We start from the raw sequence: 14,899 nt of genomic DNA, 5'->3' as shown, positions 1-14,899 counted from the left end.
AAAAAAATGTATTGGATAAATTTTTTACACATCTACCAACCGCCGACCCAGAAATCTTACTGGGTTAAGAAAATCGCCAATGAAAGTTATAGGCGCCTGACTAAGGGTTTGAAAGCGGACCCCAAAGCAAAAGTGACGCTGAATATTAACGCAGCGCTGGTTGAGTTGTTCGAAAGGGACGGATGTATGGATGTAGTTGCCGATTTGAAAATGCTATCGGAAAGAGGGCAGATTGATTTTACCGACTCCGCCAAGTATCATGCTTTTCTCCCATTAATGCCGGAAAAAGAAATAGAACGGCAGATTAAACTGAATCACGAAACCAATAAAAAGTATTTCGGTAAATCTTACCAACCGAAAGGCTTTTTCCCGACGGAAATGGGTTATGCCAAAAAGGTTGGTGACATCGCTTCCAAACTGGGATATAAATGGATCATTTTAGATGAATTGGCATTCAACGGAACTACTGGCGCCATCAAGCCGGATACAATTTATCAGCTTAAAGGCAATAATAATCTGAATGTTTATTTCCGCGATCGGGAAACCAGTTTCCGGATTTTGTCCGCTGAAATCGGCATGAGTGTTTTTTCCAGCGACATGTTGGTTAAACTGCTGGGCGACCGGGTAAACAAAAAAGAGTATTTAATTACCGCCATGGACGGTGAAACCTTCGGTCACCATCGACCGGGACTCGAAGATCTGCTCTTTGATCTATACAAGACCAAAGAGCTGGAAAGCGTTTTCCTGTCGGATGTTGATCAGTTTTTTACCAAAAAGGCGGAGGTGCAACCGCTCGATTCCAGCTGGGCATTGATGAAAAAAGATATCGAACGCAATACTCCATATTCCCGCTGGAAGAGCGATGATAATCAGATCCATACCTGGCAATGGGAATTGACCAATATGGCGATTGAGGAAGTAAACGGCATGGACCAGGGTTCACCGGTGTATGAAAAAGCAAGAAACGCTTTGGATAAAGCTGTGCATTCCGACCAATACTGGTGGGCTTCCGCACAACCTTGGTGGAGTATTGAAATGATCGAGGTCGGTGCCAAAGAGTTTAAAGATATCCTGCAGACCTTGCCGATTGATCAGAAGAAAAAAGACAAAGCACGCGATCTGTATTTAAACATCATCCAAGAGTCATTTGAATGGCAGCGTACCGGGAAGGTAGAAGAGTTGAGCAAACTCGCGGACGAAGATGTCACCCAGAGGATCACCGCGGAAATGCCATACATCCCGCAGGAGGAATTTGATAAGATCGTCGGCAACCTGGAAAACCAGATGCTCACCGCGGCTAAATCACAGGAATATGAGCGGGCGGCGCAAATTCGGGATCGCGTTACCGAATTGAAAGAAAAAGAAAGCGAACTAACTAAAAAATAAAACAGGAACTATGAAAAAAGAAGATCGTTCAATTCTCCGCCACGCAGTCAGCATCCGCATCATGGAAAAATTCTTTAAAGAAACCATCATCCCAAAATTCTATAAGGGGGCGAAGCTGGTCGGTTTTGAATTGAAAGATCAAAGTCCTTACAAATTTAAAAAATCCGTTCGCTATACTTTGAAACTAGAATATCCGGATGGCAAAACAGAACAAAGAATTATCAGGGCAAATGTTCCGAGCGCTCACCAGGCCTGGGAAATAAAAAATTCCGACCAGGCGATGCAGGCAATCTACAGTAGGGGTTTCGACAGCGGCAGATATCAAATCACACGCCCGCTTGGTAATTACCCCAAATGGCGGATGCTGGTTTACGAAGAATACCCGGGTAAGATTTTCACTGATTTGATTCTGGACGGCAAGCCGGGTTTGGAAAAACAGGCGCTACTCGCATCCAACTGGGTGGCCAAATTCCATAATCTAAAAATCAAAAACGGCAGAACAAAAACTCTAAAACGGATCCAGGATGAGGTAGGATTCTTTGTCAACGATTATAAGAAATTTTCTCCGGAGTTAGAAGCGGAAGGAAAATTATACCTCGAGACATTCCTGAAAAGATATAAAAAATATTACCAACCAAACCGGCACTGCTTAATCCATGGCGATTTGAATTCCAATAATATTGTATTTAACGGGGATAATGTCGGCGTGATTGATTTCGGCAACGCCTGGAAGTTTGATCCATTCTGTGATATCGCCAACTATTTTGTCCAGATGGAACTTTTAGGCTGGCAGAAAAGAGCTTCATTAAAAACTATCCACAAACTGCACGATATATTTCTGAAAAATTATCTCAAAAAAACCAACCAAGATACCAAAGCGGCCAAAGAGCAGATAGATCTATGGAAAGTCTGGTGGGTAATGCAGATTACCGCGTTCTGCGTTTCTATTTTAGTTGATACCAAAAAAAACAGAGCGGCTGTCCAAAGAACAATTATTGACCACACATTCCCGGAAGCAAAGCGACTGCTTAATTTATAACCAAGAAGCAAATGAAATATTGCGACCTGCATTTTCATTCTCATTACTCCGGAGGCGATTTAAGTTGTGACGAATTGGTCAATCGGGTTGTTGAGAGGAATATTATGGCGATTTCACTGACTGACCACAACACAATCTTCGGGGTTAAAGAAATCATGACGATTGGAAAGCAAAAAGGGGTTGCGGTTGTACCAGGAGTAGAAATATATACCGACTATAAAGGTAAAGGATTGCATTTACTGGGCTATGGTTTTGATCTTGATAATCAAGAGTTAAACAGAACGCTCAATACACTACAACAACAACATTTGGCGAATATTAGGAAAGCACTCGACCGCCTGGAAGAATACGGGTTTACCGTTGATAGGGGAAAAATTGATTCACTGATCACGAAATATCTGAGCGTGGCGGAGATTATTGCCATGCTCTCCAGTTTTCCGGAAAACAAAGAGTTAATCCGGAAAGACTGCGGGAAACCAGACCCTGACCTGTTCGAAATTATTAATAAATATTTTTCTAAAAGATCCTTCTGCCCGATCATACATACCAGCTTACTTACTCCAGACGCAATTAGTCTGGTAAAAAATGCCGGCGGATTAGCCGTTCTGGCTCACCCGGGACACAAACTGACCTGGGAAGAAGATACGATAATTCTGGAACTGAAAGAAGAGGGGCTGTCTGGCATTGAAGCAATCTCCCCTTATCATAACTGGCATCAGGTAGAACATTATCAATACTTTGCCAAAAAACACAGCTTGCTGATGACCGGCGGATCGGATTTCCACAGTGAAACCAGATCCAGAGGGAATATCGTTAACAGTATGCAGGACTATATGAAAATGCCTTATACTATTTATGATAATTTAAAAAAATATCTATGAGAGAACTACCATCGATACCCTATATTGATCCGCAGGAGGAAGCGCGTAAAAAACGTGATCAGGCGGGGTTGCCACCAAAAGAAAGCGAAGCTGGTGAGCAGAGGGAATTAACTAAATATATCAGTAAGTGGTGGCAGGGCGATGCCCACTCCCATTCGACAAAAAGCACTCGGGAAGAAACCGGCGATTACGAGGGATTGTACCACCCACAAGAAATTATGAAATACTACCAGAGAATCGGACTTCGGTTTGTCGCTTTTTCCGAACACTCTTCCAACCCACGCAATCCCGAAAAACTTTCACCCGCAGATCCAATATCCCAATCACTAGTATCTGGCGCGAAAGAAATTGAAGAGATTAACCGGGAAGGAAACTTTGATATCATCGCCTTCTCCAGCGTTGAGGCCAATATCATGTTTGATGATAATGGAAAGGCAATCGTGGATGTTCCGGATGAGATTTTGGCCAAGCTGGATTTAGTAGTTGCTTCACGTCATGTTATTGCCAACGAAAAAGAACCATCTGCTATCAAGGAGTCACTACTAGCCACTGTTAGAAACGGCCATGTGGATGTTATCGGTCATCCTGACCGTTACACCAGAAAAGACAAAGAAAAATCACCGGAGTACTGGGAGGAATACTGGAGTGTTTGGCAGGAAATCTTGGATGAAATGGTAGCTCAAAATAAAGCATTTGAAATAAATTTAAACTGCCAACCTTCCCGCAAACTGCTCGAAATGGCGGCAAACAGTGGGGTACGTTTCAGTTTAGATCTAGATGCCCATGATTTCAACCAGTATAAATCAGGTGGCAAAGAAGTTACCGGCGAGAAAAAGAAATGGGCAGCGGGTGATGCAAACGATGGAGATATTGAAATTCTGAACAAATACCGGATCGAACGGATGACTAGCGGGCCGGGTGTCAGAATAATTGTCCGACTGGTCAAAGTATTAAAAAAATTGGAATCTTTGGGAGTTTTTCCGGATCGCGTAATTAATTCCTCACCGGAAAATTTAGTTAATTTTTTGACAGAGGTTAGAGGCAAATCAACCAGCAACCTAATGTTTCTTAAAGAGAAACATGGTCTCATAAGAGAATAATAAATCTTAATTAAAATATATGAATGATAGTAAATTCCTTCCAGGAGGAGACCCTGGAGAATCAGATGAATCAAAAATCAATTTTAATGTATTTGAACCACCGGAATTAACGGATGGAATGCAGGAGAGGGTAAAGCAAACTGAAAATGGGCAACCCCTAAAAAAGGAGATGGTTGATGCTAATGGCAATGTACTCCATCGTGAAGAGCGTTGGTATCAAAAGGATCAAGAACCTTCACCGGACACTTTAGCGGGTCATCGTCAGCAATTCTTCGGCTATGATGATCAGGGAAGACAAATAGAAGAATTAGGTCAGACACTTTCAACACAGGTAGGTGACCCTAAACACGAAAATCAGTGGCGTATTAACACACAGTACGGTGAAGGAGACAGCAAAACTCAGACCGGAAAAATCGAATCTGGAGTTGACGCCGGACATTCCTGGAAAATAACCAGAGATGTTTACAAAGACTTCGGCGACGGCAGAAGAATCCTGATTGAAGCAACCGAAATCCTGGAACAGGGACAGAATCCTGAAAAGCCGGAAGTAGGACCGATCTCCCAAAAACTGAAATATTTCGACGGGAATAAATGGGTTGGTGATAAAATAAAAAATATGCAGACCGGGGAAGAAACTGAAACTCTCGCCAAAGACGCTAAACAATTACCTAATTGGGGTGAATAAAAATTATGAAAAAAATAAAAGTTCTGTTCGTCGCATCTGAAATTACTCCTTTTGCCAAAGTGGGCGGATTAGCCGATGTGGTGGGAGCACTGCCAAAAGCTTTGAAGCAACTGGGGATTGACGTCCGGGTGATCATGCCAAAATACGGCGTAATTGATGAAAAAAAATATGGACTTAAAAAAATTGTGGAAAATGTCAGCATCCCTTTCAAAAACAAAGAAGAAAATGTCAGCATCTGGAAGACTAATTTACCAAACAGCTCTGTCCCAGTTTATTTCGTCGACCATCCGGAGATTCTGGGGGAAAATGATATTTATTACGGCGACATCGGCGGAGACTTCGGCAAGGAAACCAGACGTTTCACATTTTTTGCTCGTTCGGTTTTAGAACTGTTCGGATCGCTGAAATGGACGCCGGATGTAATCCATTGTCATGACTGGCATGCCAGCATTATGATCCCGATGATTAAAATACTGCACAGCAAAGAAAAGGAACGACCGGACTTCCCTACCGTACTTACGATCCACAATCTGGCCTTCCAGGGGAAGTGCTCACCGGAAAAAGTATTTGATAAGCTGGGGGTTACCGAAAAAGACTGGCCGACTTTGAGTGAACGGTTCGGTAAAAACAATGACATAAACTTTTTGCAACAGGCGATTTTGAACAGCAATATCATCAATACCGTCAGCCCAACTTACGCGAAAGAGATTCTCACGGAAGAATTTGGCGAAGGATTGGAAGGGACGTTGGCGAAAAGAAAAGAAGATTTATATGGAATTTTAAATGGCATTGACCAGGACCATTTCAACCCGGCGAAGGATCCGCAAATTAAAATAAATTATTCTATTAAGGATATCGAGAAAAAGGATGACAATAAGCTGATCCTGCAAAAAGCCGTCAATTTGCCTGAGAATAAAGAAATTCCGGTAATTGGCATGGTTTCCAGGCTGACTGACCAAAAAGGATTGGATCTGATTCTTGAAATCATTGATGAACTTGCTACACTGGAAGTACAGATGGTCTTTTTAGGAACCGGCGAAGCGGTGCTGGAAGAAAAACTGAAAGCGGAAGCGGAAAAGCATTCGGAAAAGGTGGCGGTAGTAATTGGATTTAAAGCTGACCTGGCACAGGAAATTTATGCCGCATCCGACCTGTTTTTCATGCCTTCCCGATTTGAACCATGCGGTCTCGGACAAATGATCGCCATGCGTTACGGAACTGTACCGATTGTCAGAGCTACCGGCGGGTTAAAGGATTCCGTCCAGAATTACAATGCAGGGTTAGGAACCGGAACCGGGTTTGTATTCCAGAACTATCAAAGCGACGAACTGTTGGCCGTTACCAAAAAGTCTCTGCAAATTTATCAGGATAAAAAACTCTGGCGAAGATTGGTGGTTAATTGCATGAATCAGGATTTCTCCTGGACTCAGTCGGCGCAAAAATATATTGAACTATACGAAAAATCATTAAATTCAAAATAATTACCATGAGCGAAAACGTCCAAAAATCTGAAATAAGAAAAGATTACATCCAAGATAAATATGTGATCATTGCACCCCGCCGGGGAAATCGCCCGCATGATTTTGAACAGATTGTCAGTAAAATAACCAGGGAGAAAAAATGTGTTTTCTGCCCGGAAAATATTGAAAAGGATTTGATCATCAGAAAATATGACGGACAGGGGAAAAACTGGTCGCTCCTGACACTAAAAAATAAATTCCCGGCCGTAACTTTGGACAATCCTAATGCCTACGGCGTTCAGGAATTAGTGATTGAAACACCGGATCACGCGACTGAACTGGAATATCTGCCGGAAAGCCACATTAAAAAACTATTTGACGTTTATGCGGAACGGACTTACGAAATTTCAAAACTGGATAAAATCAAATATATATTAATCTTCAAAAATGACGGCGGAAAAGCGGGGCAGTCAGTCGCCCACGCTCATTCACAGGTATTCGCCACCGAATTTCTCCCCCCGCACCTCATGGATAAATCGCAAAAAACCCAGGAGTATAAACTGGAAAAAGGAACTTGTGTCTATTGTGATGTAATAAAGGAAGAACGCAAAGGACCACGTTTTGTCTTTGAAGATAAAAACGTAATTGCCTTTACTCCTTATGCTTCCATCCACAACTACGAAATCTGGATTATGCCCAAACGTCATCTGGATAATATTACAGTTTTAACCAGCGCGGAGAGAATGTCATTTGCCAAGATCTTGAAAAAGGTTTTACTCAAAGTTGCGGAACTGGGGCTTCCTTACAACTACTATTTCCATCAGGTTATCAATGATGAAGACCAGCATCTATATCTGAAAATAACCCCGCGGGGGTCAATCTGGGCGGGTGTGGAAATTGGATCAGGTGTAATTATTAATTCCGTTTCACCAGAAGATGCTGCAGAATTTTACCGAGGATAAAAAGAATAAATATATAGCCAATAAAAAATATCTAAATTTTTTACGTTCACGAGCAATTATTATTTTTGGAGTACTTGCAGTCGTGCTGGTACTTTTTATTTTCCTGGCAAGAAACTTTTTATTCACCCCGACAATTACGCAGGTTAGTCCGCAAGCTTCTGAAAACATAGACCTTTCTACATCAATTGTTATTGATTTCAGCCGTCCGGTAGATCGGCAGACGCTTTCAGTTTCCCTTTCACCCGATATTGAAGGTGAGTGGCATTTTGAAGCGCCTTTATTCAACCGACGTTTTTTCCGGCGCATCCGTTTTGTACCAAACCACACACTACTTGCGGGGACTACTTATCAAGTTGATTTAAAAAATATTCAAAGCCCGCTTCCGGTAGGTAAAACAAGTTCATCCACTTTTCAATTTACAACAAGACCCCTGCCGGATATTTTTGCGGTATTCCCTGAAATACGTTCACAAAACATTTCACCAGCTACCCCAATTACCATTGAACTGACCGAACCGAACCCTGATATCGCTGAATTCGAGTTTGTGTTCGATCCGGAAATTGCTTTTCTAGAAACAATTAATGAAACAAAAAATCTATATACACTCACACCGACTGAACCGCTTGAGCAATCAACAAGATATAATTTAACTGTTTTCAGGGTTAGCGTATCTCGTGATATTTCAACCCGCGAAATCGTGCATCGCAGTGAGCCAGAAAAAATGTATGACGGCGCTTTTAAGACAATCGCGCCACCACTAATAGCTGAATCGACTCCAACTGGGAAAGCGGTTTTTATTGACACACCGATTTCTGTTACATTTACCAAAGCAATGGACTTGGAATCCTTGCGCGCGAATTTATCAGTCACGCCGGACATCAACCCTAGCATCACACTTTCTGAAGATGCCACAGTTGTAACTGTCACCCCTGCTGCAAAATTAGCTTACGGAACCGATTATGAAGTTATGATCAAAGCTGATACAAAAACTCAAGGTGGTGGCTATCTCGAAGAACCTCTTTCATATAAATTTACAACCATTGGAGAAATTAAAGTACTCCGTACATCTCCGGGGAACAATGCCACCGGAGTTGGGAGTAAAAGCGGAATTCGAATCGCATTTAATCAGGAAGTAGATCATGTGTCAGCCGAAGCACATATTACACTTGAACCAAGTATACCACTTACCTTTCGCTGGGAAGGGAACACGATGATTATCCAGCCATCAGACGCTTTCCAGAATAATTCAACCTATAAACTGAATTTAAAAAGTGGCATAGTAAGTGTGCACGGGCTCGATCTAACAAAAGATTTATCATATTCTTTCACAACAGAACCGGAAGTAGTGAAGCTTACTATCGCAAGCGACCTGCAGGATTTACCTTTATCCTGCGAGGCCGCCGCCTTGAAAATGGCGCTGGCTGGTAAAGGAGTTTCTGTCTCAGAAAGCGACATTATGGCCTATGTCGGTTACGATACTACACCACACTCCGGCGCAACTTGGGGTGATCCATATGAAGCTTTTGTCGGCGATATCCGCGGTAGACAGAATACCTCCGGCTACGGTGTCTATTGGGACCCAATTGCCCGCGCAGCCAACCACTGGCGTCCCTCTGAGGCCTTTACCGGTTGGACTGTGACACAAATCACGGAAGAAATCAGCAAAGGCAACGCGGTTGTTGTGTGGGGAGTTTATGGCTCCGGCTATGAAGATTCCTGGCACACACCCGCCGGAAAATATATCTATGCCTGGAAGGGCGAACATGCCCGCACCGTCATCGGCTACGTCGGTAATAAAGATAACCCAACTCAGATTATTTTAAATGACACTTATGCCGGGCAAATTTATTGGACCAAGGCCCGCTTCGAACAGGACTGGGGCATTTTCGGCAATGCCGGAGTCGTCGTCCGCTAACCAATTTTTATGCAATTGAAATCACAATCCATTACCCGAGGCGCTTTAGTTTTGGGCGCAGCATCATTACTGAGTTATCTACTTGGCTTGTTTCGGGACCGCCTTCTGGCTTCGACATTCGGCGCCGGTGCCGCGCTTGATGCATATAACACCGCGTTTATCATCCCGGATGTTATTGCCAATCTCTTATTTGCCGGTGTTTCTCTTTCGGTACTGATGCCGGTCCTGACCGATATCACTGCGCGCAAACAAAACTCTGAAGCATTTCGTGTTGCAAACACAGTACTCAACCTTACAGCGATTGTCCTGACCATACTTTCAGTAATCGTTTTCTTTTTGATGCCGGTGCTGATCAGACTGGTGGCGCCAGGATTTGACGGTGAACAAAGAACGCTTACCGTCGAACTGTCCCGCCTGATGCTGCTCTCGCCACTGCTTTTTTCACTTTCCAATGCATTCGGTTCAATCCTAGTTTCCATGAAACGGTTTGCCAGTTATGCTTTTTCCCCCGTTTTTTATAATATCGGTATTGTTGGTGGCCTATTAATATTCAGTGAAAAATTCGGCATCCATGCCGCTGTTATCGGCACTATTGCGGGTGCTTTTTTGCATCTGCTGTTTAGATTTGTGGAACTGATCCGCACACCATATCGTTATACTCCCATTCTGGATTTAAAACACCCGGCACTCCGCAAGATCGGCACGCTGATGGTCCCGCGCATGATTAATCTGATGGCGGTTCAGGCAAATCTCTGGGCGTGGAATGCCATTGCATCAACACTCGCAGTCGGCAGTATCGCCGTTTTTAATCTTTCCAGAAATTTGCAAAGTCTACCCGTCAGTTTATTCGGGATTGCGCTGGCCACCGCTGTTTCACCGACACTAACCGATACCGCCAGTACCCGTGACTGGCCAAAATTTGTGGAACATATCCGCCGTACATTTTCCCGGATCCTTTTTTTTACCTTGCCGGCTGGCGTAGGTATGTTCCTACTCCGCTTCGAGATAACGGATGTGCTTTTTAGTGGTGGGCAATTCACAGATGCCAACATGCGTGCCACCGCTTTCACGCTCGGCGTCTTCTGCCTGGTAACACCTTTAGAAAGCGTCGTCCATCTGCTGCTACGCGCATTTTATGCTCAACTTGATACCAAGACTCCGCTCTTAATTTCTCTGGCAATGACCGCCACTAATATCGTCAGCGCGCTTGCCTTCACAAAATGGATCGGCGTTGCGGGACTTCCACTTGGATTTGCTATTGCGAATGCATTGCAATTAACATTACTATTACTAATCCTCCATAAACGCGTACAGGGATTCCATATTGCCTCTTTCATCACAACTACCCGTACCAGTATTATTGCCACGCTGGCTATGTCAGCTATTCTCTCCGTTTATTTGTGGTGGTTCCGTTCCGCTTTCACAGCCGGAACATTGACGGGGATTATCCAAATCATCAGCGGGGTTTTAATCGGTGCATTCGTTTATTTTTTGGTAAGCAATGCCCTGCGTGATGAAAACACAACTATCGTCCGTTCCTGGTTTACGCGCCTTAGTGGCTTGACAAAGCGGTCATGATGTAGTAACCTTCCTGATCCAATCAAAAAACCATGAAGAAAAAATTATTCATCAGCATAATTATCATCACCGCATTACTCGCCGTACTTTACTGGTACCGCGTGCCGGTTTCTGATTGGGTTAAAGAGCAGTTTGAAGAACCGGTACCTGATGCTGTTTCATATAATGATATTTCAGCCAATACAAACACGAAGGCGTCAAACGAAAACCGAAATACCAATTCTGCTAATGTCAACTTGAATCAAGTAAATGCAAATGTCGCAATTAACATACCAAAAACACTCAATCTCGATGTACCCTTTACTTCACAAGCCCCGCTTGCAAATTGGGATGAAATTCACGAAGACACTTGCGAAGAAGCGGCGCTTTTGATGGTACATCGTTTTTACGAAAACAAACCGTTTGAAGACACTCAAACCGCCGACAATGAGCTGCTCGCGCTGGTAGATTTTCAAAATGTCCAATATGGCGATTATAAAAGTACTTCCGCGGAAGAAACCGCTCAGTTGATCAAAGATTTTTACCATTACAAAAGAGTGGATGTAGTTTATGACATCACAATTAATGACATTAAACAACAAGTTGCTCAAGGAAAACCAGTGATTCTGCTCTCCGCAGGACGCGAGCTTGGCAATCCGAATTTTAAACAACCGGGTCCGCTCTATCACGCGCTGGTGGTTAAAGGCTGGACGGAAACACAGATTATTACCAATGACCCCGGCACCCGCAAAGGACACGACTATGTCTATGATCCGGATGTTCTGATCAATGCCACTCATGATTGGAACAACGGCGACCCAACAAATGGTCGGAGAGTCATGATAGTTATCTATCCAGACAACTAGTTATTAAGACTAACATATTAATCTAAAAAATCCCTCGCTAATGAGGGATTTATGCTATTTATTTAATTTTATTTCGTAATTCTGTCGTGGATTGCTTCCTTTAATCCGCGCGAAAAATTACAACCCACGATCTGACAATATTTTATCTGCTTTCTTTCACCAGAGGCATTTTTTAACATTAATTCTATGTCTTGATTGTTTATATTGCCAATCGCTTTCCTTTTAAAACAAAACGCAACATCTCCACCTGGATATATCACCAGATTCCTTTGCCCGGCAAAACAACGGTATTTCAATATGTCGGGTGGGTTCAAATAATACTGGCGTATCGCTTTAATATTGGGCAAGGAATTCTTGATACCCTGGTTATGTTTTTCCACCCAGTCGAAGAAACTGACCACATCTTCTTTCTCCGGCCAAAGGTCAGGAATCAGATTATTATCCTTCTGGTCTTTTGATTCCGCTGATTCAATTTTTTCATCCAAAGGTTGAAGAATGATTGAAGTGTTCGGTAATTTTTGAAGATACTGAATAAGTGCCGGAGCAGTTTTAATATTTTTCGTTGTAACTAACAAACCAATTTCAAGTGGAATCTGCTTTTGGGTAATCAGTTCTACCGCTCTTTTAGCATGCTGAAAGGCCAGACTGTGCCCGCGCATACTATTATGTACTTCTTCCTCTAAACTGTAGAGTGATATCTTAATCAGATCTAAACCGGCCTGTTTCAATTCATCCAAGTTTGTTTCATTTACCAGTAATCCGTTGGAGTTCAATGCAACTTTATTAAAATGTTTCTTTAATTCCTTGATTAAAAATATTACTAGGTCTTTTCTGATTAACGGCTCTCCGCCATTGATTTCTACGAAAGTATTCGGCTTTAATGTGTGAGTCAATTTTTCAATAATCTTTACCCAATCTTCTTGCTCCAATTCTTTCTCAAACGGTTTCTGCCAGATCGAACAGGATTGGCATTTGAAGTTGCATTTCATGGTGATCACCAAACTTAAGAACTCCGGCGAGAGCATGTAACGGCCGGTTTGGAAACTCAGTTCCTTAGCTAGTTTGTTTAATATTTTATTCACAATAATAATTTATTTTAATAAATCATCTAATTCACAAGAAAGTAGAGCGGACTTATTTAATAATATTTGTTCTTGCTGGTTTAAATGATCAGTAGTCATCCGTATTAGTTTAGTAGTAATAATTTCACCCAGCATTATGTGGTTTGTTTTTTTAAGATACCGCTCAATCTTTTGGTAAAATAGCTCGGCATATTCCATTAATTTATCCTGCGACGGAGGATGGCTTGTCCATCCATTACTATTAAATTCACACAGCCTCTTTACTTTTTCACTAACCTTGACTGCTAAATCCCCTTCCCCATATTCAATCCAATAATCACTAATACGAAATATGATTCTCGCTTGATTTCCATCTTCAATATTATACCAATATATAAAATAAAATATGTCAGTATGAAATTCTTGGGTTATACTTATTTTTTCGAGAGTGGATACGGTATGAATTCTATAGTCTTTGAGATATTGTAGATAACTATCCCTCCAATTAATGAGCCAATTATTTATAAAGGCTTGATCCATAAAAAGAGGGGTTAAATCATGTTTAAGATTTACATCTGTTTTTGGATTGTTTAATATCTTAATGGTAATATTATTGAATAGTTCTTTTGGATCTGCAAACTTAATATCTTTGGCGGATAAGTAATCCAAATCAGGTACAATTTTTTTATTCATATACCAAAGCAGATCATATATATCACGTCCTTTTTCTTCATGTACCACCCTACCAACTCCACGTGGCCCTCGTAGAAAAATTGCGGCAATTTTACTTGCCATGAGCGCGGATAAATTATACGTTTTAATTACAAACGAAAGTTGATTCTCGTTCTTTGGTATGTGCTCTACAACTACCGTTTTTGGTGCGACAAAATGATTTAGATCGATTTTTATATGCACCTGCTTAGAAGCAAACCCCAAACCGAGCTCTTCTCCTATATGAAATTTTAATGTGACACCCCTATTATTTGTAATCCCAATACTAAGAGAACTAGAATCGATATTATATATATTTTCAAAATGGACGGCTATTTCTACCTTCAGTTTTTCCAGAAAATCGTTTGTGATTACGTGATTAACCTCAAAATCTAAATCAACCGACATCCTATTAAGATCATGACAAATGCGAAGCGCTGAACCTCCATACATAATCCAGTTGCTGTATTCTGGATGGTGATAAATAAAATTAAGCACATAAAACTGTAGGTATTCCTTTATTGAGTTGCGTTGAGTTTCCGCATCAACCCCTTCATATGCAGAAATTTCTTCTATCTTTTTTTTAAGTGCTACAATGATTTGATTATCCATGACGTATATTTTTATTTATCATAAAATAAAATCTCTTCCGCTCTTCTTCGCCCAATTCACTAATATCAATGCGTAAGTCTTCAATTATTGAATCTACATCGTTAATCTTTATACCTCTAAATTGTCTTGTTTTGAAATAAAGTAAATCAAATAAAGCCTTAGAGGGGGAGGCAATAAAAAATTCAAACTTATCTTTTACAAAAGAAAAGTCAGAAAATAAGTTCTTCTTTACAGACTGATATGAAAAAGTACCAATTTTTGTTTCATAATTTCTTGTGACTCTTGGTGTAATTGATGTGATTGTATGTATTATTTCAGTAGAAAGATTGTAGTACTGAAGAGCGGCCCAAGAACTTATATATGAAGGCTTCTTAATAATATTCGCAAGAAAAAATGAATATGACAGATTATCCTTGTTACTATTATAAAAGTCCATCGACACATATAAACCTCTTTTTAAAGAGATTATTTCTTTTTCCTTAAGAAAACGGCTTATATATGTATCAATAGTGCTATCTTTTAGACTATAGCTATTTTCGGCTTTACCTAATTGACAAATAAGATCTTTAGTAAAATATGGTAAAGATGTTAGCTCTTCAAGGAGATTACTTTTTGATTTACGTTTCATATGTATGACATTATTGTATCATAACTGAAACATGAA

At 41.3% G+C, this 14,899-nt stretch carries 13 protein-coding genes; 10 read left to right on the top strand and 3 right to left on the bottom strand.

Annotated elements, in window-relative coordinates; all coding sequences use genetic code 11:
* Positions 1 to 6 precede the first annotated feature (6 nt).
* The 10 genes from WCW66_05140 to WCW66_05095 are packed head-to-tail and all read left to right on the top strand — an operon-like array spanning position 7 to position 11,851.
* Positions 7 to 1,386 carry a UvrB/UvrC motif-containing protein gene (locus WCW66_05140; GenBank protein ID MFA6392100.1) on the top strand — a complete coding sequence of 460 codons (1,380 nt, stop codon included), beginning with the start codon at positions 7 to 9 and terminating at the stop codon, positions 1,384 to 1,386.
* A gap of 10 nt (positions 1,387 to 1,396) precedes the next feature.
* On the top strand, positions 1,397 to 2,425 hold the full coding sequence (locus tag WCW66_05135; GenBank protein ID MFA6392099.1) for a phosphotransferase: 1,029 nt from the start codon (positions 1,397 to 1,399) through the stop codon (positions 2,423 to 2,425).
* An 11-nt stretch (positions 2,426 to 2,436) separates the two neighbouring features.
* The gene (locus tag WCW66_05130) at positions 2,437 to 3,306 is read left to right on the top strand and encodes a PHP domain-containing protein (GenBank protein MFA6392098.1); all 870 of its coding nucleotides are present in this window, start codon (positions 2,437 to 2,439) and stop codon (positions 3,304 to 3,306) included.
* On the top strand, positions 3,303 to 4,406 hold the full coding sequence (locus WCW66_05125; GenBank protein ID MFA6392097.1) for a hypothetical protein: 1,104 nt from the start codon (positions 3,303 to 3,305) through the stop codon (positions 4,404 to 4,406). The genes WCW66_05130 and WCW66_05125 overlap by 4 nt, the downstream gene beginning before the upstream one ends.
* 19 nt (positions 4,407 to 4,425) lie before the next feature.
* Positions 4,426 to 5,091 (top strand): hypothetical protein, encoded by a 666-nt coding sequence (locus WCW66_05120; GenBank protein MFA6392096.1) that lies wholly within the window; start codon positions 4,426 to 4,428, stop codon positions 5,089 to 5,091.
* 5 nt (positions 5,092 to 5,096) lie between these two features.
* Complete coding sequence (locus WCW66_05115; protein ID MFA6392095.1) at positions 5,097 to 6,572, top strand: glycogen/starch synthase; 1,476 nt, start codon at positions 5,097 to 5,099, stop codon at positions 6,570 to 6,572.
* A 5-nt stretch (positions 6,573 to 6,577) separates the two neighbouring features.
* Entirely contained in the window at positions 6,578 to 7,513 is a 936-nt protein-coding gene (galT, locus tag WCW66_05110) for a galactose-1-phosphate uridylyltransferase (protein MFA6392094.1), read from the top strand.
* The gene (locus WCW66_05105) at positions 7,488 to 9,428 is read left to right on the top strand and encodes an Ig-like domain-containing protein (GenBank protein ID MFA6392093.1); all 1,941 of its coding nucleotides are present in this window, start codon (positions 7,488 to 7,490) and stop codon (positions 9,426 to 9,428) included. Before galT ends, WCW66_05105 begins: the two co-directional genes overlap by 26 nt.
* Positions 9,429 to 9,437: 9 nt before the next feature.
* Positions 9,438 to 11,006: a murein biosynthesis integral membrane protein MurJ gene (gene murJ, locus WCW66_05100; GenBank protein MFA6392092.1), complete on the top strand. Its 1,569-nt coding sequence runs from the start codon at positions 9,438 to 9,440 to the stop codon at positions 11,004 to 11,006.
* A gap of 32 nt (positions 11,007 to 11,038) precedes the next feature.
* Entirely contained in the window at positions 11,039 to 11,851 is an 813-nt protein-coding gene (locus tag WCW66_05095; GenBank protein ID MFA6392091.1) for a C39 family peptidase, read from the top strand.
* Between the two features lie 68 nt (positions 11,852 to 11,919).
* Here WCW66_05095 and WCW66_05090 read toward each other — a convergent pair whose 3' ends face one another.
* Genes WCW66_05090 through WCW66_05080 form a run of 3 tightly spaced genes read right to left on the bottom strand, consistent with a single transcriptional unit; the run spans position 11,920 to position 14,863 of the window.
* Positions 11,920 to 12,933, bottom strand: a complete 1,014-nt coding sequence (locus tag WCW66_05090; GenBank protein MFA6392090.1) for a radical SAM protein — start codon at positions 12,931 to 12,933, stop codon at positions 11,920 to 11,922.
* Positions 12,934 to 12,942: 9 nt separating this feature from the next.
* The gene (locus WCW66_05085) at positions 12,943 to 14,235 is read right to left on the bottom strand and encodes a nucleotidyl transferase AbiEii/AbiGii toxin family protein (GenBank protein MFA6392089.1); all 1,293 of its coding nucleotides are present in this window, start codon (positions 14,233 to 14,235) and stop codon (positions 12,943 to 12,945) included.
* The gene (locus WCW66_05080) at positions 14,228 to 14,863 is read right to left on the bottom strand and encodes a hypothetical protein (protein MFA6392088.1); all 636 of its coding nucleotides are present in this window, start codon (positions 14,861 to 14,863) and stop codon (positions 14,228 to 14,230) included. Before WCW66_05080 ends, WCW66_05085 begins: the two co-directional genes overlap by 8 nt.
* Positions 14,864 to 14,899 lie beyond the last annotated feature (36 nt).

Source organism: Patescibacteria group bacterium (assembly GCA_041664365.1).
GTDB lineage: Bacteria > Patescibacteriota > Patescibacteriia > UM-FILTER-42-10 > UM-FILTER-42-10 > JAHJEX01.
The sequence above is the reverse complement of the archived record's forward strand: the minus strand, read 5'-3'. Positions and strand labels throughout refer to the sequence as shown.